The following is a 21,374-nucleotide window of genomic DNA, read 5'->3' on the forward strand; positions in this document are numbered from 1 at the left end:
GCATGGCGCGTGCCGCCCCGTTTTCCCGCCTCGTTGCGCTTGCCCTCGCGCGCCTGCGGCTTTATCCGAGAAATCATGGGAAAAGAGCTGATTCCGCCCGGCGGATCGATCGAGCCAGTCGACCTTCGCGAGGCGCTCGAAGAGCGTTATCTCGCCTATGCGCTGTCGACCATCATGCACCGGGCGCTGCCCGATGTGCGCGACGGCATGAAGCCGGTGCACCGGCGCATCCTTCACGCCATGCGGCAGTTGCGGCTCGATCCGGATGCCGCGTTCAAGAAGTGCGCCCGCGTCGTCGGCGACGTCATCGGCAAATATCACCCCCACGGCGACCAGTCGGTTTATGACGCGCTCGTGCGCCTCGCCCAGGACTTCGCGGTGCGCTATCCGCTGGTCGACGGCCAGGGCAATTTCGGCACGCTCGACGGCGATGGCGCCGCCGCGATGCGTTACACCGAAGCCCGCCTGACCGATGTCGGCGCGCGGCTGCTGGAAGGCATCGACGAGGACGCGGTCGATTTCCGCGACACCTATGACGGCTCCGAGGATGAGCCGATCGTGCTGCCGGGCGCGTTCCCGAACCTGCTCGCCAACGGGTCGTCGGGCATCGCGGTCGGCATGGCGACCTCGATCCCGCCGCACAATGTGGCCGAACTCGCCGATGCGGCGCTGCACATCATCGCCCATCCCGATGTCGAGCCCGATCGCCTGCTCGCCTTCGTGCAGGGCCCGGATTTCCCGACCGGCGGCATCGTCATCGACGACCCCGCGGTGATCCGCGAGGCCTATCGCACCGGGCGCGGCGGTTTCCGGGTGCGCGCGCGCTGGCAGGTGGAAGATCTCGGCCGCGGCACGTGGCAGGTCGTCATCACCGAGATTCCCTATCAGGTGCAGAAGGGGCGCCTCGTCGAGCGCATCGCCGAGCTTCTGGAGAACAAGAAGCTGCCGCTGCTCGGCGACGTGCGCGACGAATCGGCCGACGACGTCCGCCTCGTGCTGGAGCCGCGGGTGCGCACGGTCGATCCCGTGTTGATGATGGAATCGCTGTTCAAGCTGACCGATCTGGAAAGCCGGATCTCGCTGAACATGAACGTGCTGGTGCGCGGGCAGGTGCCGGCGGTCATCGGGCTGAAGGAGGCCCTGCGCCACTGGCTGGACCATCGCCAGGAAGTGCTGGTGCGGCGCGCCCGCCATCGCCTCGGCAAGGTCACTCACCGCCTCGAGGTGCTGGACGGCTTCCTCGTCGTCTATCTCGATCTCGACCGCGTCATCCGCATCATCCGCGAGGCCGACGAGCCGAAGCCGGAACTGATCGCCGCCTTCAGCCTGACGGACGTTCAGGCCGAGGCGATCCTCAACATGCGCCTGCGCAGCCTGCGGCGCCTGGAAGAGATGGAGATCCGCAAGGAGCACACCTCGCTCACCGCCGAGAAGGCGGAACTGGAGGGTCTGATCGCCGACGAGGCCGCGCAGTGGAAGCGCGTCGGCGAGGAAGTCGCGGAGTTGCGGAAGGTCTATGGGCCCGAGACGGCGCTCGGCAGGCGCCGCACGAGCTTCGCCGCCGCCCCGGACGCGCCCGCCGTCGACGTGATGGAGGCCATGATCGAGCGCGAACCGATCACGGTGGTCGTCTCCGCGCTCGGCTGGATCCGCGCTTTGAAGGGGCACGTGCAGGACCTTTCCGGCCTGACCTTCAAGCAGGGCGACGAACTGCGCTGGGCGATGCGCGGCGAGACGGTGGACAAGCTTCTGGTGATGTCGACCACCGGCAAGGTCTACGCGCTCGGCTGCGACAAGCTGCCGGGCGGGCGCGGCCATGGCGAGCCGGTGAAGCTGATGGTCGACATGGACCAGGGTGCGGAGATCGCCGCGCTCAAGCTGTTCCGCGCCGGCGGCAAGGTGCTGGTCTCCTCCAAGGAAGGCCGCGGCTTCGTGGTGGCGGAGGACGACATCCTCGCCAACACCCGCAAGGGCAAGCAGGTGCTGAATGTCGATGCCGCCAATCCGGCCATGGTGATGGTGCCGGCCGACGGCGACATGGTGGCGATCGTCGGCGAGAACCGGCGGATGCTGGTGTTCCCGCTGTCGCAGGTGCCCGAGATGAGCCGCGGACGCGGCGTGCGCCTGCAGCGCTACAAGGACGGCGGCCTTTCGGACATCCGGGTGTTCTCGTCCGAGACGGGGCTCAGCTGGACCGACAGCTCCGGCCGCACCTACACGCGCTCGGTCGCGGACCTCAAGGACTGGATCGCCGACCGCGCGACCGTCGGGCGGATGCCGCCCACCGGCTTCCCGCGCTCCAACCGCTTCGACGGATAGGACGATCTCCAACCGTTCGGAATGAGAAAAGGGGCCGTTGCGGCCCCTTTTCGTTTGCGGTGCGCGGAAGCGGTCAGGATGCCAAAGCGGTCAGGACGCCTTGCGCTTCTCGGTCAGCTCGTGCAGCTCGCGGTCGACGAAATAGAGCGCCTGCGGGCCGTCGCCGACGAGCTCGATGCGGTCGAGGATGGAGCGGAACAGCGCTTCTTCCTCGTGCTGCTCGTTGACGAACCACTGCAGGAAGGCGAACACCTCGTGGTCGTGCTCGGCCTGCGCCAGCTCGACGCCCTCGTTGATGATCTTCGTGACCTTGACCTCGTGGGCCGCGATCTCGCGGAACAGGCCGGTGACGTCGTTCACCCGGTAGACCGGCTTCTCGATGGCATCGATGGTGATGCGCGCATCGTTGTCGTCGAGGAACTCGAACGTCTTCATGGCGTGGCCAAGCTCTTCCTTGGCGTGGTCGAGCAGGAATTCAAGCACGCCGTCCAGGTTCTTCTCCGACGCCCAGGCGGCGGCGGCGAGATAGTTCTGGTGTGCCTGGAGATCGGCGTTGAGGAGCCGGTTGAGCGCCGTGACCAGGGTCTCGCTCGTCATGGTGTGGTCTGCTTTCTCTGGGGTGCGGGCCGGCCGGCGCGATCAGCGGGCCGGCGGTCCGTATGGCGGACATGGCGCGACCGCGCTGTCCGGATGAGCGGGTTGGAGCGAGCCGGGTGCGGGGAGCGCGCGCTGTGGAATGAATGTCTACATTCGATTCTTTGTTAGGTGTACCCTGTCTTAGAGCACGTCTACAGTCTGCATTCTTGAATAATTCAAGATGATGGCAGAGAACTGCTGTCCCGATCAGGATATAAAAGGGGCCGAATAATCGTCAATATTTATTCGGTTCATCGGAGCGTCATTTCCAACAATGACGATCAAAATATTTAAGTATTATAATTCTAGTTTGAAGCACTGTCTGTGCTCGACGGCGCGTGACCGGCGGGAGAAAGTCCGCCGAGGCGAGGGGAAACGAAATGGCCGGCCGGGATGTCCTCCCGGCCGGCCAGTTCAGGTGTTGCTGTCTCGGGTGGTGCGTGTCTCGCGTGCTGCTGCCTTGGGATGTCGCGATCCCGGCGCGCGCGGCTACTCGGCCCCGCCCGCGAGCGCGTCGAGGAAGGCGGGCTTGGCACCGAGGGACTTCAGCTTCGACGGCGAGATGACGACGGCCACGCCGCAGGCAGCGATCGCATGCGGCAGGCCGAGCGGCATCACGGCGAGGCCGACCGGGTTCGCCTGCGGCCAGATCACGAAGCTCTGGCCCTGCAGGCTGTCGGTGATGACGTCCTCGCATTCCTTCACGCTCTCGGCGTCGAGCGCGGGCGAGTCGCTGCCCGTTGCGACGGCATTCGCGGCGTCGACATAGCCGGCGAGATAGAGCTTCACGAGCATGGACGAGGACACGACGCCGAGGCGGGTGCCGTCGGAGGCCGATTCCAGCGTCGCCTTGCCCGTCAGCGACGCCGGCAGGTAGCGCGCCCAGTTCACCGGCGCGCCGGTGGCGAAATCGAACACCAGCGGGAAGCTCTCCTGCGACGGGTAGGCGCCGCCGCAATAATAGGAGTCGTTGACGAGATAGGACAGGAAGCCGGGGCCGTTCCAGGTCACGTCGACAGTGCGCTGCCAGCCGCCGCCGTCTTGGTCCAGCGAGCCGGACTCCTTCGCCTGGTCGCGGCACTCGGAGGCCGCCGCCTCCACGCGGGCGTCGGCCTTGGCGAGCGCCGCGTTGATCTTGGCGACGCCGTCGGAGGTGAGCCCGGACGCGTCGGCATCGGCAATCCGCGGGAAGGCCGACAGTTGCGCCGCCAGCTCCTCCGGCCCGTCGAGCGCGACGCCGTCGGCGGCCGACGCTGCGCCCGGCAGCAGCAGAAGCGCGGCCGCGGCGGCAAGTCCCGCGAGCCGCGAGCGATGAAAACACCCGGATTGAACGGACATAGGAACCCCAAGCCCCCTGAGTCATCGAAAGGAACGAACACCGTCATATCGCGCCTCGCGCGATCGGACGATGAAAGTCGCGCCCCGCGGGATCGGACGATGGACGTCGCGGCCCGCAGGATCGGGCGACGACCGAATTTCAGGCGGCGGGCGCGGAGACGCAAGCCAAACGACGAGAGGGAACAAAAAATTACGGCCTCCGGCGGGGTGCACCCGCGGAGGCCGTCGGTCGGTCTGGGCCGGAGCCCGTCGGATCAGGCGCTGATGAAGCGCACGTTGGTGATTTCGTAGGAGCGCGCGCCGCCGGGCGCCACCACCTCGACGGTGTCGCCGGTGGCCTTGCCGATCAGGGCGCGGGCGATGGGCGAGGAAATCGAGACGCGGCCCTGCTTCACGTCGGCTTCGACGTCGCCGACGATCTGATAGACCTTCTCTTCCTCGGTATCCTCATCGATCAGCGTCACGGTCGCGCCGAACTTGATCGTGCTGCCGGACAGCTTCGACACGTCGATGATCTCGGCGCGCGAGAGCTTGTCCTCGAGCTCCGCGATGCGGCCCTCGTTGAGGCTCTGCTGCTCCTTGGCGGCGTGATATTCCGCGTTCTCGGACAGGTCGCCGTGGGCGCGGGCCTCCGAAATGGCCTGAATGATCCGCGGACGCTCGATCTGCGAGCGATGCTTCAGCTCGACCTCGAGCGAGGTGTAGCCAGCGGCGGTCATCGGTATCTTTTCCATTTCGTCCTCGTCTTCTCCGTTCCCGTCGACGCATCACCGTTCTCTCGGCACGGGCTCACGCCCGATGCCGGCGCGGGTTCAATGGCGCGACGACAACAGAACAACGGCCGTTCCGACGAACGCTCTCGTTCGCCGGAACGGCCGGGGTCTGGTTTCAACAGTCCGCTTAGAAATAGGATTGCAGCGGACGAACCTCAAGCTCGCCGGTGCTCATGGCCGCGATGCCCTGGGCCGCCGCGACCGCCCCTGCGACGGTCGTGTAGTACGGAACCCTGTGCTGCAACGCGGCCCGGCGCAGCGACCGGCTATCGGCAAGCGCCTGCGCGCCTTCGGTGGTGTTGAAGACGAGCTGGACCTTGCCGTTGGCGATAGCATCGACGATGTGAGGCCGGCCTTCAAGGACCTTGTTGACCTTCGTCGACGGGACGCCGTTGTCGGCGAGGTAACGCTGGGTTCCGCTGGTCGCGATGATGGTGAAGCCGAGCGCGACGAGGGTCTTCACGGCCTCCAGAACGCGCGGCTTGTCGCTGTCGCGCATCGAGACGAACACGGTGCCGGAGGTCGGCACGCGGGTGCCGGAGCCGAGCTGCGATTTGGCGAACGCGATCGGGAAGGCGCTGTCGAGGCCCATGACCTCGCCGGTCGAACGCATCTCGGGGCCGAGAACGGTGTCGACACCGGGGAAGCGGGCGAACGGGAAAACAGCTTCCTTCACAGCCACATGGCCGAGAGTCTTCGACTTCAGCCCGAAGGACGCCAGCGTCTCGCCCGCCATCACGCGCGCCGCGATCTTGGCCACCGGCGCGCCGATGGTCTTGGCGACGAACGGCACCGTGCGCGAGGCGCGGGGATTGACCTCGATGACGTAGATCTCGCCGTCCTTGATGGCGTACTGCACGTTCATCAGGCCGCCGACATCGAGGCCGAGCGCGAGCGCCCGGGTCTGGGCCTCGAGCCGGGCGATCATCTCCGGCGAGAGCGAGCGCGGCGGCAGCGAGCAGGCCGAATCGCCGGAGTGGATGCCGGCTTCCTCGATGTGCTCCATGATCCCGCAGACGAACACGTCCTTGCCGTCGGCCAGCGCGTCGACGTCGATCTCCGTCGCGTCGGCGAGGTAGCGGTCGAACAAGAGCGGGCTCTTGCCGAGCACGGTGTTGATCTGCCCGGTCTTGTCGTTCGGGTAGCGCGCCTTGACCTCCTGGGGAACCAGCGCCGGCAAGGTGCCGAGCAGGTAGTCGGAGAAGGTCTCCTCGTCGTGGATGATCTCCATGGCGCGGCCGCCGAGCACGTAGGACGGGCGCACGACGAGCGGGAAGCCGAGTTCCGCCGCGACCAGGCGGCTCTGCTCGACCGAATAGGCGATGCCGTTCTTCGGCTGCTTGAGGCCGAGCTTGTCGAGGAGCCGCTTGAAGCGGTCGCGGTCCTCGGCGAGGTCGATGGCGTCCGGGCTGGTGCCGAGGATCGGAATGCCGGCCTGCATCAGCGGCAGCGCCAGCTTCAGCGGCGTCTGGCCGCCGAACTGCACGATCACGCCCTGCAGCGTGCCGTTCGACTGCTCGACCTGAAGGATCTCGATCACGTCCTCGGCGGTCAGCGGCTCGAAATAGAGCCGATCCGAGGTGTCGTAGTCGGTCGAGACCGTCTCCGGGTTGCAGTTGATCATGATCGCCTCGATGCCCTCGTCGCGGAGGGCAAAGGAGGCGTGGCAGCAGCAATAATCGAACTCGATGCCCTGGCCGATGCGGTTCGGGCCACCGCCGAGGATGACGACCTTGCGCTTGTCCGAGGGCCGCGCCTCCGAAACCGGGGCGCCGGCGAACGGCACCTCGTAGGTCGAATACATATAGGCGGTGGGCGAGGCGAACTCGGCCGCGCTGGTATCGATGCGCTTGAAGACGGGGCGGACGCCGAGTTCGCGCCGCAGTGCGGCGACATCGGCCTCGCCCATGCCGCCGAGGCGGCCGAGGCGCGAGTCGGAGAAGCCCATCGCCTTGAGGCCGCGCAACGGGGCGGCGGTCTTCGGCAGGCCGAGCGCGCGCACCTTGGCTTCCGTGGCGATGATCGCCTCGATCTGCTCCAGGAACCACGGATCGATGTGGCAGGCCTCGTGGATTTCCTCCACCGTGAAGCCGTGGCGCATGGCCTGGGCGACGATCAGCAGCCGGTCGGGCGTCGGCGTGCCGAGCGCGGCGCGGATTGCGTTCTTGTCGTCACCCTGGCCGAGGCCGGGGATCTCGATCTCGTCGAGGCCGGTCAGCCCGGTCTCCAGACCGCGCAGCGCCTTCTGCAGCGATTCGGCGAAGGTGCGCCCGATCGCCATCACCTCGCCGACCGACTTCATGGCGGTGGTCAGGGTGTTCGACGCGCCGGGGAACTTCTCGAACGCGAAGCGCGGGATCTTGGTGACCACGTAGTCGATGGTCGGCTCGAACGAGGCCGGCGTCGCGCCGCCGGTGATGTCGTTGGCCAGTTCGTCGAGGGTGTAGCCGACCGCGAGCTTGGCGGCGATCTTGGCGATCGGGAAGCCCGTCGCCTTCGAGGCCAGCGCCGAGGAACGCGACACGCGCGGGTTCATCTCGATGACGATCAGCCGGCCGTCGGCCGGGTTGACCGCGAACTGCACGTTGGAGCCGCCGGTCTCCACCCCGATCTCGCGCAGCACCGCCAGCGAGGCGTCGCGCATGATCTGGTATTCCTTGTCCGTCAGCGTCAGCGCCGGGGCGACCGTGATCGAATCGCCGGTGTGGACGCCCATCGGATCGATGTTCTCGATGGAGCAGACGATGATGCAGTTGTCGTCGCGATCGCGGACGACCTCCATCTCGTATTCCTTCCAGCCGAGCACCGATTCCTCGATCAGCACTTCGCTGGTGGGCGAGGCATCGACGCCCCGTTCCACGATCTCGATGAACTCGGCCTTGGTGTAGGCGATGCCGCCACCGGTGCCGCCCAGCGTGAACGAGGGCCGGATGATCGAAGGCAGGCCGATATCGTCGAAGGCGGCCAGCGCCTCGGTCAGATTGTGGGCGAGCGCCGAGCGCGGCGTCTCCAGCCCGATCTTGGTCATGGCCTCGCGGAACAGCTCGCGGTCCTCGGCCTTGTCGATGGCCTCGGCCGTGGCGCCGATCATCTCGACGTTGAACTTGTCGAGTACGCCCATCTTTTTCAGCGACAGCGCGCAGTTCAGCGCGGTCTGGCCGCCCATGGTGGGCAGAAGCGCGTCGGGGCGCTCCTTTTCGATGATCTTTGCGACCACTTCGGGCGTTATCGGCTCGATGTAGGTCGCGTGGGCCAGATCCGGGTCCGTCATGATGGTCGCCGGATTGGAATTGACCAGGACGATCCGGTACCCCTCGGCCTTCAGCGCCTTGCAGGCCTGAGTGCCGGAATAGTCGAATTCACAGGCCTGTCCGATCACGATCGGTCCAGCCCCGATGATGAGGATGGTTTTGATGTCGGTACGTTTCGGCATGGCGGCCCGCGTCGATCCGCGGCGCCGGCGGTTTTTGAACCGTCAGGCGCCGGAATGCTGGTCAGTGAGGGTTTCGGCGTTCGCGGGCTTATAGGGGATATTGCGCCGGACCGCAAAGGGCCTGGGCGTCGCGGCAGCGATGCGTGCAATCGGCGGCGATATCGCCGCAGGCGGGAAATCGGGCGATGACGGCAATCATGAACGGCGACAGTGTGCACCGGCACGGGAGACGACGGCGATGAAGTGGCGCGGGCGGCGCGGAAGCGACAATGTCGAGGACAGGCGCGGCGATTCCGGCGGGTTCGGCGGAGGTTTAGGCGGCGGCTTCGGGGGAGGCGGCTACCCGCGCGGCGGCTTCCGCCTCCCGACCGGCGGCAGAGGCGGCGGCGGTGGCCGCATCGGCATCGGCGGCCTGATCGTCATCCTGATCGTGCTGTGGTTCCTCGGCATCAATCCGCTGACGCTCCTAGAGGGCCTCGATGACAGCCGGCCGGGCACCACGGTCGGCAGCAGCACCGGCACCGGCGAAAGCGGGTTCGTGCCGGGCGGCGAGGGCGCGCCTTCGACCGAGGAGGAGATGAAGCAGTTCGTGCGCGTCGTGCTCGCCGATACGGAGGACGTCTGGCACAGCCTGTTCGGCGCCGCCGGGCGCACCTATGAGGAACCGCGGCTGGTGCTGTTTTCCGGGCGCATCGCCTCGGCCTGCGGGCAGGCGAGCGCGGCGGCCGGGCCGTTCTATTGCCCGAACGACGAGAAGATCTATCTCGACATGGATTTCTTCCAGGAGATGGCCCGGCGCTTCAACGCGGCCGGCGACTTCGCCGACGCCTATGTCATCGCCCACGAGGTGGGCCACCACGTCCAGAACCAGCTCGGCATCCTGCCGCAGTTCAACGCCATGCGCGGACGCCTGTCTCCCGCCGACGCCAACGCCATGTCGGTGCGCATCGAACTGCAGGCCGACTGCTTCGCCGGCATCTGGGCGAACCGCGCGGCCGCGGCCGGCAATCTGGAGGCAGGCGATATCGACGAGGCCCTGAACGCCGCCCACCAGATCGGCGACGACACCCTGCAGAAGCGCTCGCAGGGCTATGTCGTGCCGGACAGCTTCACCCACGGCACCGCCGCGCAGCGCGCGCGCTGGTTCAAGGCCGGCTTCGACGCGGGCAAGCTCTCCGCCTGCAACACGCTTGACGCCAAATCGCTGTAGGCGGCCAATGCCGGGTGGATGACGCAGGAACCGTCCGCGGCGCGGGTGCCGCCGCGGCCGAAGCATCCCCGGCCTGCCTTCGGCACCGTTCGCCCGGCCGCCGGCAGATCGCCCGGGCGCCGCAAGACTTCTGGCGCCGCAAGACCTCAGGCGCCGCAAGACTTCGGGCGTCCGAAGACTTCTGGCGTCGAAAGACATGGCATAATGCCGGTGCTCGGACGGGTGCGGTCCGGGGCGACGACGACCGAGGCATGATCGAGACGGCCATGGTGAATGCAGAGCCCGAAACTTCCCCGGCGCCGGGCGCGAATGCCGCGGCGGCCGGCCGACCGGCGAAGGCGGCGGCCGGCGACGACGGCACGGAGAACGCGGTGCGGGAGTTCGCCCGCCGACTGCTCGACATGGGCATTTCCGACCTGACGCCGCAGGAAAAACGCCTGATCCGGCGCATGGCGAAGCGGCACGCGGTTTCCCGCGATCTGTCCGTCGAGTTCGATTCGTCCCGCAGTTTCGGCGAGCGCCTCGCCGATCAGGTCGCCGAGGTCGGCGGCTCCTGGGGCTTCATCATCGGCTTCGGCATCGTCATCGTGGTGTGGGTGATCCTGAACACCCTCGTTCTCACCCGCTGGATCGGTGCCTTCGACCCCTATCCCTTTGTGTTCCTGAACCTGATGCTGTCGCTGGTCGCGGCGGTTCAGGCCCCGATCATCATGATGTCGCAGAACCGGCAGGCCCAGAAGGACCGGCTGGAGGCAGCGCACGATTACGAGGTCAACCTCAAGGCCGAGCTCGAGATCATGGCTCTGCATGACAAGCTCGACGACATCCGCGCGCGCGATATTCGCGCCATCGTCGAGCGACTCGAATCCGCCGGCGTGTTGAAGGCGCTCGAAGGCGGGGGTGACCCGGCCTGACGGCGCGCGGCGCACATTCCTGCGGAGGCACATGAACGCGGTCCTCGTCGGCCTCAACGAAACGCCGTGGTGGCTGTTCGTCGTCTTCGTCGTGATCATCGGCCGGGGCGCGGTGGGCCTGCGCGCGCGCACCATGCCGTTCACCAAGCTCGCGGTCGTGCCGCTGCTGTTCTGCGCCTGGGGCGTCTACAGCGTGGTCGTGCTGTTCTCGTTCAACTGGCGGGTGGTCGTCATGTTCTGTGCGGCGGCGGCGGCTGGCTGCGTCGCCGGCTATGCGGCGTCGCTGCGGGGGAGGGTCGCGGCCGGCCAGCGGCCGGGAACGGTGGTGCTGTCCGGCAGCCCGCTGACGCTTCTCGCCGTGGCTGTGGTCTTCGCCGGCAAGTACCTGCTCTGCGCCTGGGACGTCGCGGACCGCTATGCCCGCTTCACGATGAGCTACTGGGGAATCGATGCCATCATGACCGGGCTCGTGGTCGGCATCTTCGTCGGGCGCTTCTTCGGGGTGTGGCTGCGCTACGCCGCGGCGCGGGCCGATGCTCTGGCGCCGCCAGCCGAGCCCGGCCAGCCATGAGAAAAGGCCGGCTGCGCGGGCGGCCGGCCTTTCGGATCGTGCATGGCGTCGTGTTCCGCCGGGCGGATGCGCCGCCGGGTGGCAGGCGGCTCAGCCGGCCTTCTTGCGGTCCTCGATCAGGCCGACGAAGCGGTCGAACAGATAGTGGCTGTCGCGCGGGCCGGGCGAGGCTTCCGGGTGGTACTGCACCGAGAACACCGGCCTGTCCTTGAGGCGCACGCCGCAGTTCGAGCCGTCGAACAGCGAGACGTGGGTTTCCTCCACCTCGGCCGGCAGGCTGTCGCGGTCGAGCGCGAAGCCGTGGTTCATCGAGGTGATCTCGACCTTGCCGGTGGTGTGGTCCTTCACCGGGTGATTGGCGCCGTGGTGGCCCTGGTGCATCTTCACCGTCTTGCCGCCGAGCGCGATGCCGAGCATCTGGTGGCCGAGGCAGATGCCGAACACCGGAAGGCCGCTGCCGACAACCTCGCGGATCGCCGGCACGGCATATTCGCCGGTCGCCGCCGGATCGCCCGGGCCGTTGGAGAGAAAGACGCCGTCCGGCTTGTGGGCGAGGATTTCCTCGGCGGTGGCGGTCGCCGGCACGACCGTCACCCGGCAGCCGCGGTCGGCGAGGAGGCGCAGGATGTTGCGCTTGATGCCGTAATCGACGGCGACGACGTGGTGCTGCGGTTCCGTCTGGCGGCCGTAGCCCTCGCCCCACCTCCAGGTGGTCTCGTCCCACTGATAGGTCTGGCCGGCGGTGACCTCCTTCGCGAGGTCGAGCCCGACGAGGCCCGGCCACGCGGCGGCCTCGGCCTTCAGCGCGGCGAGATCGAACACGCCGTCCGGCGAATGGGCGATGATCGCGTTGGGCATGCCCTTTTCGCGGATCAGGTTGGTGAGCGCGCGGGTATCGACCCCGGTGAGCCCGATGATGCCGCGGGCGGCGAGCCAGCGGTCGAAGCCGCGCGTGGCGCGGTAGTTCGACGGATCGGTGATCGAGGTCTTGAGCACGCAGCCGCGGACCGCGGAGGCGCCGGCCGCATTGACCGTTTCCAGATCCTCGTCGTTCACCCCGACATTGCCGATGTGCGGGAAGGTGAAGGTGACGATCTGGCCGGCATAGGACGGGTCGGTCAGGATTTCCTGGTAGCCGGTCATCGCGGTGTTGAAGCAGACCTCGGCGACGGCCTTGCCCGTGGCGCCGATGCCGATGCCTTCGATGACCGTGCCGTCGGCAAGGACCAGAACGCCCGTGGGCGCGGTTTCGCTCCAGCCGGAGGCGGCGGCTTCGTGTTCCATGGCGGCGACCTGCAATTTCCTGGTGCGCGAAGCGGCGTCGTGCGCGGGATCGTCGGGCGGACGCGCAAACGGCATCGCCCCGGCCAGCTTCGAAGCGATTGAACTAGGCGACAGGCAGCCCCGCGTCAAGCGAACGGCGCTGCGGCAGGGCAGTCATGCAGGCAGCGAACAACGGGTTCGCGCCGGCAGGCGGCGAAATCGGCGACGCGTGATGAAAAAGGCGTCCGCACGGCATTTCGATTGTCGCTCCCGACCGGCTAACCTATAGTTGAGCCAAGGGACATTCAGGGTTGGGGGCAACTCATGCAGGCGGGTGCGGTACCCTTTTTGCGCGTATGGAAAGGCGCTTCGGTCCTTCTTCTCGGCGGTGCGCTGATCGCGGCGCCGGTGCGCGAGGCGCGGGCGGGCGGAGACGGCGCTGCGGTCGTGAGCGGCGTGCTCGGGTTCGCGCTCGGCGCCATCGCCGGCAGCGCCATGAACAACCAGCAGCGCCCCGGCAATGCGCCGGCCCCCACCCAGCGCGCGCCGAAGCGCCAGAAGCCCGTGCGGGCGCCGGACCAGACGGTGCTCAACGCGCAGACCGCGCTGAAATATTTCGGCTTCTACAACGGGTCCGTCGACGGGGTGAGCGGGCCGGGCACGCGGCAGGCGATCGCTGCCTTTCAGGCCAAGGTCGGCGAGGAGCCGACCGGAAAGCTGACACCGGATCAATACGCCGCCCTGATGCAGATCTACGCTGATCGCGGCAGCGGCATGGGCGCCAGCGGCCCGGCGCCGAACGACCCAGGCGTGGATCAGCTGTTCGCCGCGATTTCGCGCGGGCCGGATGACGGCGCGCCCGCCCGCGCCGTGCCGGCCGCTACGACCGCCACCAACGTCGCGACGGGAGCCGCCGCAGCCGGCACCGCAGCCGCCGCGGCTGCCGCTTCGCCGGCCTCCCAGCCGGTCGCGACCGACGAACCGGTGGTGGCGCTCGTCGAGTACAACGACGTCTGCATCGGCCGGAACGCGCTGAAATCCGCCGATGCCACAGCGGGCGAGATCGCGATCCGCCAGCATTTCTGCGGCACCCATGCCCTGGCGGTCGCGGCCGGCAACGCGGCCATCGACGAGGCCGAAATGACGGACATGGATGTGGTGCTGGCGCGGTGCGAGAAAACCGAGGAAGCCATCGACACCGCGATGGCCGACGTCTCGACCGCCGAGCCTGCCAAGAAGATGGAGGCGCTGTCCGGCCAGTTCGCCGGCATGACGGAGGAGGCGAAGCCGAAGGCGGTGCGCAATTTCGTCATCTGCACGGGCGTCGGCCTGAACGCGCTCGATGCCGGCGTGGTCAATGCGGCGTCGCTCGCGCTCGCGGCCCTCGGCAACGACGCCTATCTCGAGTTCGTGGCCTCATCCCTCGCGATCGGCATCGGTGAGGGGAAAGACTCCGCCGCCGCCGCCGAGTGGTACGACTACCTGGCCTCGCGGCCAGTCGTGGAGGCGCCCGGCTCCGGCATGCCGGTGTTGAAGGCGGCGGATGTCGCGGCGTTCAGGGCGATGGCGTCCGGCCTGAGGGCCGGCGGGGACGTTCAGATCGCGAAGGCGGAAAGCCTGCTCGTGCCGCAGTTCGACCAGCCGGCCGCCGATCCGCAGGAAAAGGCGCCGCCGGAGGTGATCCAGACGGCGAAGACGACCGTGGGGGGCGAGACAGGCGGTACGCCGGGGCCGGTCGCGGCCGACTCAAGTCACAAGGGGCTCGCGAATTCCGAGATCGCCGAGATCCTCAAGGACTCGATCGTCGTCATCTACGATCCGAAGGGCGGCACGTCCGGCACCGGGTTCATGATCGGGCCGCGCTATATCCTGACCAATTCCCATGTGGTGCAGGAGGCGGACCGGGTGGTGGTCGCCAGCCGTCGCTATGGCGTGCGCGCGGCCAACGTCGTGGCGAAGGGCATGACCCCGCGGAGGGTCGGCATCGACGCCGCGGTGCTCGAAACCGTCAACTGGACGGCGGACAAGCACCTCGCCTTCAGCACCGCGGTGCGCGAGGGCGAGCCGGTCGCGATCGGCGGCTTTCCGGGGCGCGCCTCGGAAAGCGACCGGTCGTCCGAGCGCTTCTTCAGCATCATCACTCAGAACCGCATTCCGACCATCGACGATATCCCGGCGCCGAAATTCGACTTCGGCTATGTGCAGTCGCTGTTCACCGACAGCGAGACCGGCCTGAAGAACATCCAGGAGGGCCTGGAAACCTCGCCCGGCAATTCGGGGTCGCCGGTCACGAACAGCTGCGGAGACGTGGTCGGGCTGCATTATCAGGGCTCGGTGGCCCGCCTCACGGTCAGAAACGGCCAGGCGCTCGGTGATACCTCGAAATACAACTACGCCATCACCAGCGACGAGGTGCTGAAGTTCCTGAAGTCCATCAACATCCGCTACGACGTCGTTGACGATCCGTGCAGATGAGGCGTGGGTTCCGAAGGTGAGGGCGCGTGCCGCCGGATGGCGGGCGGCATCCTCGGACGAGATGACCCGGCGCTCCGGGCGACCTTTCGCTCGGTCTCAGGCGCGTTCCCAGCCGCGGGCGCCGAGGTGTTCCTGGGGGCGGAAGCGGGCTTTGTAGCCCATCTTAGGCGAGCCCTCGACCCAGTAGCCGAGATAGACATAGGGCAGGCCGGCGGCGCGGGCGCGGCGGATGTGGTCGAGAATGATGAAGGTGCCGAGGCTGCGGTCCGCCATGTCCGGCTCGAAGAACGAATAGACCATCGACAGCCCGTCGCAGAGCTGGTCCGTCAGAGCGGCCGCGATCAGCGGCCCGCCGCCGCGCCCGGTGATGGCGCTGTCGGGCGTGCGGCGGCGATATTCGATCAGGCGGGTGTCGACGTGGGTGTCCTCGACCATCATCGCGTAGTCGAGCACCGACATGTCGGCCATGCCGCCGTCGGCGTGGCGCGCGTCGAGATAGCGGCGGAACAGACTGTATTGCTCGGACGACGGGCGCGGCGCGGAGTCCTGGCCGATCAGCGACGCGTTCGCCCGCAGCACGCGCCGGAACGAGGCCGTCCAGTCGAAATCATCCACCACGATACGGATCGACATGCAGGCGCGGCAGCCCTCGCACGCCGGCCGGTAGGCGATGTTCTGGCTGCGCCGGAAGCCGCCCTGGGTGAGGACGTCGTTCAGCGCGGCGGCCTTGTCGCCGACGAGGTGCGTGAAGACCTTCCGCTCCATCCGGCCTTCGAGATAAGGGCAGGGAGACGGCGCGGTCAGATAGAACTGGGGGTTGTCGCTGAACTGCCGGGTCATGACCTCCCTCGATCACGCACGGTCGAGTGCTCTCTTGACGGAGACTGAAACGCCTTCCACGCACGCTAACCTTCACGATAGCGCCAAGCGGTTGGCGGCGAAATGGTTTTATGCGTGAACGGTTCCCGCCCCGGACCGACATGAGCCGGCTTTCGCATCCCTCAAACGCGAGGCGGTTCGCCACCTTATGTCCGGATCGGAGCAATCCGGACGGCGAGGGCGGGTCCGCTCGTCACGCTCCCAGCCGCCGCGCTGCCGGCCGCGCGCGGAGCAGTCGCGCCGGCGCGAATGCACGACGCCGGGTGCTCCCACAGGGTGGCGACGCGCCGTCGTCAGACGGGCCGGCGCGCCGCTTCGGTATCCACGACGACCGTGCCGAGCACGAGATCGTGCAGCAGCCGCTTGCGGGTGTCGATCAGCCCGACCAGCAGCACGAACGGCGTCAGGAACGAAACCGAGAGATAGAACAGAAGCGAGTGCGCCACGGCGAGCAGCGGATAGCCGGCGCCGCCGTTCCAGACCCGCATCTCCAGCCCGAGGGCGCGCATTCCCGGCGTCGCCGAGCGCGGCCCGCCGAGGGTCGCGGCGGCATAGACCAGCGCCACGCCCTGCCACAGGAACAGGTAGGCGAACCAGCCGAGCCCCAGCGTGAACAGACCCAGGAAGAACACGACGACCGCGCCGATCAGCGTGAGGACGAAGATCATCACCACGTCGAACAGAAAGGCCACCATCCGCCGCCGGCGCACGCCGGCATAGAGATCGGGCCGGTCGAACGGCCGGTCGACCATCGGTTGTGCGGACGAAAGATCGCTCATCGGTGCCTCCATGGCCGGCAGATGGGGACCGCAGGCGATTTTGTCAATTAAATCGCCGGCAGACGGCGAGGATAACAGGTGGCCCCGATCAAACACGCGTGATTCAACTGACCGTCATGAGACAAGTGTCAGGTGACACGCGTCATGGGATCGCGCTGGCATGCGTCAAGGGATCGTGCGTGTGATGCGGCCAGCGTGGTCGCTCCGGCGCTCAGCGGGGCGCGCTGGCGCGGCCCCGCCGGGACGTCAGGGTCAGCCGCTCACATCCGGGATTCGGCCGCCGCGACGCGGGCGGCGATGAATCCGCGGGCATTGAGGGCGTCGATGATCTCGTCGAGGTGGGCGCGGTCGCGCGTCTCGATGGTGATGTCGACGCGCGCGCCCTTCGCCGGCACCTCCAGGAAGAAGCGGTGGTGCGAAACTTCCAGAATGTTGCCGCCGGTGCCGCCGATGATGCCGGACAGCTCGGCGAGCGTGCCCGGCCGGTCCGGCACGGTGACGCGGATCGAGACGATGCGGTCCGCGCGCGTCAGCTCGCGGACCATGATGGCGGCCAGGATGCGCGGATCGATGTTGCCGCCGGTGAGCACGACGCCGACCTTGCGGCCCGCGAACCGTGCGGGATCGGCGATCAGCGCCGCGAGCCCGGCCGCCCCGGCGCCCTCGGCGGCGGTCTTCTGGATCGTCAGGAAGGCGTTCACCGCCCGCTCGATATGGCTTTCGGAGACGGCGACGACGTCGTCCACCAGCGCGCGGGTGATCGCGAGCGGCAGCACGCCGACATTCTTCACCGCGATGCCTTCGGCCAGCGTGTTGCCGCCGCAGATGGCCTGCGTTCCGGCCCGCGCGGCGATGAGCGAGGGATAGAGTTCCGTCTCGACACCCACGATCTCGATGCCGGGCTTCAGCGCCTTGGCGGCGATGGCGATGCCGGAGATCAGCCCGCCGCCGCCGACCGGCACGAGCAGAGTTTCGAGATCCGGCTCGTCCGCAAGCATCTCGAGCGCGACGGTGCCCTGGCCGCGGATGACCTCCGCATCGTCGTAGGGATGCACCCAGCTGTAGCCCTCGGCCCGGGAGATGCGCTCGGCCTCGACCTGCGCCTCGGCCACGGTCTCGCCGGCGAGCACCACGCGGGCGCCGTAGGCGCGGGTGGCGGCCACCTTCACGAACGGCGTCGGCTCCGGCATCACGATCACGGCGGGAATGCCGAGGCGGGCCGCGTGATAGGCGACCGCCTGGGCATGGTTGCCGGCCGACATGGCGATGACGCCGCGCTGCCGGCGGGCGGCATCGAGGCTCATAAGCTTGACGAGCGCGCCGCGCTCCTTGAAGGCGCTGGTGACCTGGAGGTTCTCGTATTTCACGAACACCTCGGCGCCCGTGAGATCGGAGAGCTTGCGGGCGGGCAGCAGCGGCGTGCGCACGATGCGGTCGCGCAGCAGGTCGGCCGCGGCGCGGATCCCGTCGAGCGTCGGCCACGCCGCCGGCGGCCCCACATCGACGGTGGGAGACGGCGCGAGCTGCCGGGCCGGGGCTTCGGCCGGCGCGACCGGGGAGGTGGCGTCCATCATCCCGCCCTCAGCCGGCGGGCGACATCCACCGCGAAATAGGTGAGCACGCCGTCGGCACCCGCGCGCTTGAAGGCCTGCAGGCTCTCGAACATGGCGCGCTCGCCGTCGATCCAGCCGCGGTCGGCGGCGCCGCGGATCATCGCGTATTCGCCCGACACCTGATAGGCGAAGGTCGGCATGCCGAACGTCTGCTTCAGCCGCCAGACGATGTCGAGATAGGGCAGGCCGGGCTTCACCATCACCATGTCGGCGCCTTCGGAGATGTCGATCTCCGCTTCGCGGAGCGCCTCGTCGGTGTTGCCGGGATCCATCTGGTAGGTGCGCTTGTCGCCGCGCAGCGTCTTGTTCGAACCGACCGCGTCGCGGAACGGGCCGTAGAACGCCGAGGCATATTTCGCGGCATAGGACATGATCTGGACATGGCCGAAGCCGTTGGCATCGAGCGCCGGGCGGATCGCGCCGACGCGGCCGTCCATCATGTCGGACGGCGCGATGATGTCGGCGCCGGCCGCGGCCTGCACCAGCGCCTGCTCGACCAGCCGCTCGACGGTGGCGTCGTTGACGATCTCGTTGCCGTGCATCACGCCGTCGTGGCCGTGGCTGGTATAGGGGTCGAGCGCGACGTCGGTGATGATGCCGATGTCGGGCGCGGCGGCGCGGATGGCGCGCACGGCCTGGCAGACGAGATTGTTGGGGTTGAACGCCTCGGTGCCGCCTTCGTCGCGCAGGCCGGGGTCGGTGAACGGAAACAGCGCGATGGCGGGAATGCCGAGCGCGGCGGCTTCCGCCGCGGCCTCTGCCGCGCGCGCCACCGGCAGCCGCGACACGCCGGGCATGGAGGCCACCTGCTCCACCTCGTCGCCGTCCCGCACGAAGATCGGCCAGATCAGGTCGTCGACGGTGAGCGTGGTCTCGCGCACCAGCCGGCGCGACCAGTCGGTGCGGCGGTTGCGGCGCATCCGGCGGTTGCCGACGACGCCGCCCGCGAAGGTGTCGGGGCCATCGGCGCCGACCGGGCCGAAGGCTGCGGAGCTGCGGCTGAAGGTGCGTTCGGATGTCATTGCGGTCTTCCATCGAATGGCGGCGGCATGGCGCGGAGGGCGCGGCCGGCGATGGCGGCGCGAAGCGGCCGTCGGACGGCTTCCCTTATCACGCCCGCCCGGTCCGACACACCCCGCCGCACGCATGCCGCCGTTGCGACGGTGCCGCAACGGCCTCCCAAAGGGCGCTGCGCCGGCTGGCATGAAGGCGGCGGCGCCGGCTGGCATGGCGGCGCGTCCCGGCGCGGGCGCATGTCCGCATCGGGCCGGACCGTCCCGGATTGACCCGGCGGCGCGCGCCGCCTTATCCCTTGTGCGACAGGCGGGCGCGTGCCGCCTCAGAATTGCCCGCTGCCGCCTGTTCTGTGCGGCGCCCGAGCGCGGTCCGGACAGGCGGGCACACCGGAGCCCGGGTGCGTCGCGCCCTGTTCGACCGCCCTGCCATCGTGCCGCCGTTCAGACCATCTCGATCTGACCGCGACCTGCCGCAGACCACGCGCCGCCGGATTGCGGCGCCGACGGAGACCATCTGATGACCAACGCCTCGCCCGACATCGCCGGAAGCCCGGCCGCGAGCGGAGCCGCTCCGCCCGGCGCGCGGCAGGCGGACGACGGCGATGGTGTTGCCTCCCGGCGCCCGGGCTTCTTCGCGCGGCTGTTCGGCGCCCGTGCCGAGGGTGAGGGGCGCCGGCGCCGCCGCCGGCCCTCGCCCGCCGCGCCGATCGGCAAGGGCAATCCCGTCGGCCCGCGCCGCCGCGCCGAGCCGCTGTCCGGCGGCGTTCCCCAGATCGACGACAGCGCCATCGACTGGAAAATCACGTTCGTCTCGGCGGATTATTGGTCGTGGGAGCGCATCCTCACCTGGTACATGAGGTTCAACGCGATCCTCTGGATGGCGATGGGCCTTTATATGTGGGCGCGCATCACCGGCTTCCTGCCCTGGCGCGGGCACTTCTTCTGGGACATGCCGATCGAGTGGCGGTCGGCCATCGTCTATTATGGCGTGCTCGACCTCGTCGTGTCCGTCGGGCTCTGGCTCGCGGCCCCGTGGGGCGTGGTGATCTGGCTGTTCACGATCGTCTCGCAGATCGTGACGCACAGCGCCTTCTCCGAAATCTTCGGCGAGCGCCCGTTCCGTATCCCGTTCTATGCGGTGACGGTTTTCTTCTATGTGCTGCTGGCCTTCCGGGTGCGTCGCACGCGCCGTTGAAAGGCCTTTCGAGTCGTTCCGAGTCATCGTTGCAGAAATGACAGCCCGGCAGGATTCACCGAAGATTCATCCTGCGCCTTAAGTCGCCTTTAGATTCGTGGCGTCAGTGTCGCCTGCGAACAAAGACCGGAAAATTCCGGGAGACGACAGGAAGGCAGTCACATGTACGCGGGACGGGCGGTCGAAATCGGATCGAGCGGCGGCGAAACATCGCGCGGCAGCGCGCTGAAGCCGAGCTTCCTCGAAGCCGTGATGCTCGTCGAGCGGGTTCACCGCCGGTTCCTCGACGTGGTGAAGGACGAACTGGAGCGCCTGCGGCGCGCCGACGTGAACAGTGTGCAGGCGGTGCTCCTGTACAATATCGGCGATTCCGAACTGAGCGCCGGCGAGCTGAAGAGCCGCGGCTACTATCTCGGCTCGAACGTCTCGTACAACATCAAGAAGCTGACCGAAGCCGGTTTCATCGTTCAGGAAAGATCGCTTCAGGACCGGCGCTCGATCCGCATCCGGCTGACCGAGAGTGGGCGCGCGGTGGCGGCGATCGTCGCCAATCTCTACGAGCGCAACGCCCGCACGCTGAGCGAAGTCGGGGTGCTCGACGTCGCGGACCTGCGCCAGATGACGACGGCGCTTCAGCGGCTCGACCGCTTCTGGGACGACCAGATCCGCTACCGGATGTGAGGCTGCCGGCCGGGGTGGCGGCGCACTGATGCAGCCGCGCATCACTCACGGCGAATTGCGCCCGTTTCCGCCGATTGAGGCGCGACCAAGGCGTAAAACCATCAAGGCGCCACAGTGTCATGAAACCAGAAAGGCCGGTGAGGGGTTCGATCTTGCGGCCGCTTTGACGGTCGGAAATCTCGGTCCTCCGATGCTTTCACGGGTGAAGCGTCGCGGTCGCGATCCGGTGTGATTTTGCCGGCCGCGGCAGGGACGTTTCGGAATTGTCTGGGCCAGAAA

General features: G+C 68.0%; 16 protein-coding genes. 7 read left to right on the plus strand and 9 right to left on the minus strand.

Going from position 1 to position 21,374, the window contains the following annotated elements; genetic code table 11:
• Window positions 1-75 precede the first annotated feature (75 nt).
• On the plus strand, window positions 76-2,319 hold the full coding sequence (gene parC / locus BUF17_RS01050) for a DNA topoisomerase IV subunit A (protein ID WP_073625360.1): 2,244 nt from the start codon (window positions 76-78) through the stop codon (window positions 2,317-2,319).
• A 90-nt stretch (window positions 2,320-2,409) separates the two neighbouring features.
• On the opposite strand, the gene BUF17_RS01055 is transcribed toward parC, so the two are convergent.
• The 4 genes from BUF17_RS01055 to carB all read right to left on the minus strand — a co-directional run bounded on the left by BUF17_RS01055 (window position 2,410) and on the right by carB (window position 8,499).
• Complete coding sequence (locus tag BUF17_RS01055; protein WP_073625361.1) at window positions 2,410-2,916, minus strand: ferritin; 507 nt, start codon at window positions 2,914-2,916, stop codon at window positions 2,410-2,412.
• Between the two features lie 528 nt (window positions 2,917-3,444).
• Window positions 3,445-4,293 (minus strand): polysaccharide deacetylase family protein, encoded by an 849-nt coding sequence (locus BUF17_RS01060; RefSeq protein WP_073625362.1) that lies wholly within the window; start codon window positions 4,291-4,293, stop codon window positions 3,445-3,447.
• Between the two features lie 254 nt (window positions 4,294-4,547).
• Window positions 4,548-5,027, minus strand: coding sequence for a transcription elongation factor GreA (gene greA, locus BUF17_RS01065; protein ID WP_073625363.1), 480 nt, complete (start codon window positions 5,025-5,027; stop codon window positions 4,548-4,550).
• Between the two features lie 166 nt (window positions 5,028-5,193).
• Window positions 5,194-8,499: a carbamoyl-phosphate synthase large subunit gene (gene carB, locus BUF17_RS01070; RefSeq protein ID WP_073625364.1), complete on the minus strand. Its 3,306-nt coding sequence runs from the start codon at window positions 8,497-8,499 to the stop codon at window positions 5,194-5,196.
• A gap of 238 nt (window positions 8,500-8,737) precedes the next feature.
• Here carB and ypfJ point away from each other — a divergent pair, with 238 nt between their 5' ends.
• The 3 genes from ypfJ (at window position 8,738) to BUF17_RS01085 (ending at window position 11,194) form a co-directional block, all read left to right on the plus strand.
• Window positions 8,738-9,709 (plus strand): KPN_02809 family neutral zinc metallopeptidase, encoded by a 972-nt coding sequence (gene ypfJ / locus BUF17_RS01075; RefSeq protein WP_073625365.1) that lies wholly within the window; start codon window positions 8,738-8,740, stop codon window positions 9,707-9,709.
• 251 nt (window positions 9,710-9,960) lie between these two features.
• Entirely contained in the window at window positions 9,961-10,623 is a 663-nt protein-coding gene (locus BUF17_RS01080; RefSeq protein WP_244530724.1) for a DUF1003 domain-containing protein, read from the plus strand.
• Window positions 10,624-10,654: 31 nt separating this feature from the next.
• Window positions 10,655-11,194 carry a hypothetical protein gene (locus BUF17_RS01085; RefSeq protein ID WP_073625366.1) on the plus strand — a complete coding sequence of 180 codons (540 nt, stop codon included), beginning with the start codon at window positions 10,655-10,657 and terminating at the stop codon, window positions 11,192-11,194.
• A 90-nt stretch (window positions 11,195-11,284) separates the two neighbouring features.
• Here BUF17_RS01085 and carA read toward each other — a convergent pair whose 3' ends face one another.
• Window positions 11,285-12,478 carry a glutamine-hydrolyzing carbamoyl-phosphate synthase small subunit gene (gene carA, locus BUF17_RS01090; RefSeq protein ID WP_073625955.1) on the minus strand — a complete coding sequence of 398 codons (1,194 nt, stop codon included), beginning with the start codon at window positions 12,476-12,478 and terminating at the stop codon, window positions 11,285-11,287.
• A 327-nt stretch (window positions 12,479-12,805) separates the two neighbouring features.
• Here carA and BUF17_RS01095 point away from each other — a divergent pair, with 327 nt between their 5' ends.
• On the plus strand, window positions 12,806-14,932 hold the full coding sequence (locus tag BUF17_RS01095; RefSeq protein ID WP_175563582.1) for a serine protease: 2,127 nt from the start codon (window positions 12,806-12,808) through the stop codon (window positions 14,930-14,932).
• Window positions 14,933-15,028: 96 nt separating this feature from the next.
• Here the strand turns inward: BUF17_RS01095 and BUF17_RS01100 are convergent, their stop codons facing one another.
• The 4 genes from BUF17_RS01100 to hemB form a co-directional block, all read right to left on the minus strand.
• Complete coding sequence (locus BUF17_RS01100; protein ID WP_073625368.1) at window positions 15,029-15,772, minus strand: arginyltransferase; 744 nt, start codon at window positions 15,770-15,772, stop codon at window positions 15,029-15,031.
• A 332-nt stretch (window positions 15,773-16,104) separates the two neighbouring features.
• The gene (locus tag BUF17_RS01105; protein ID WP_210215373.1) at window positions 16,105-16,590 is read right to left on the minus strand and encodes an RDD family protein; all 486 of its coding nucleotides are present in this window, start codon (window positions 16,588-16,590) and stop codon (window positions 16,105-16,107) included.
• Between the two features lie 260 nt (window positions 16,591-16,850).
• Window positions 16,851-18,161 (minus strand): threonine ammonia-lyase, encoded by a 1,311-nt coding sequence (locus BUF17_RS01110; RefSeq protein WP_084563752.1) that lies wholly within the window; start codon window positions 18,159-18,161, stop codon window positions 16,851-16,853.
• Entirely contained in the window at window positions 18,161-19,123 is a 963-nt protein-coding gene (hemB, locus tag BUF17_RS01115; RefSeq protein ID WP_244530753.1) for a porphobilinogen synthase, read from the minus strand. The genes BUF17_RS01110 and hemB overlap by 1 nt, the downstream gene beginning before the upstream one ends.
• 613 nt (window positions 19,124-19,736) lie before the next feature.
• Between hemB and BUF17_RS23065 the strand changes: the two genes are divergently transcribed.
• Both BUF17_RS23065 and BUF17_RS01125 read left to right on the plus strand, forming a co-directional pair.
• Window positions 19,737-20,414 (plus strand): DUF6163 family protein, encoded by a 678-nt coding sequence (locus BUF17_RS23065; RefSeq protein WP_210215374.1) that lies wholly within the window; start codon window positions 19,737-19,739, stop codon window positions 20,412-20,414.
• Window positions 20,415-20,576: 162 nt separating this feature from the next.
• Window positions 20,577-21,095 carry a MarR family winged helix-turn-helix transcriptional regulator gene (locus BUF17_RS01125; protein WP_073625371.1) on the plus strand — a complete coding sequence of 173 codons (519 nt, stop codon included), beginning with the start codon at window positions 20,577-20,579 and terminating at the stop codon, window positions 21,093-21,095.
• The last annotated feature ends 279 nt before the right edge of the window (window positions 21,096-21,374 follow it).

This window comes from Pseudoxanthobacter soli DSM 19599 (assembly GCF_900148505.1).
Classification (GTDB): domain Bacteria; phylum Pseudomonadota; class Alphaproteobacteria; order Rhizobiales; family Segnochrobactraceae; genus Pseudoxanthobacter; species Pseudoxanthobacter soli.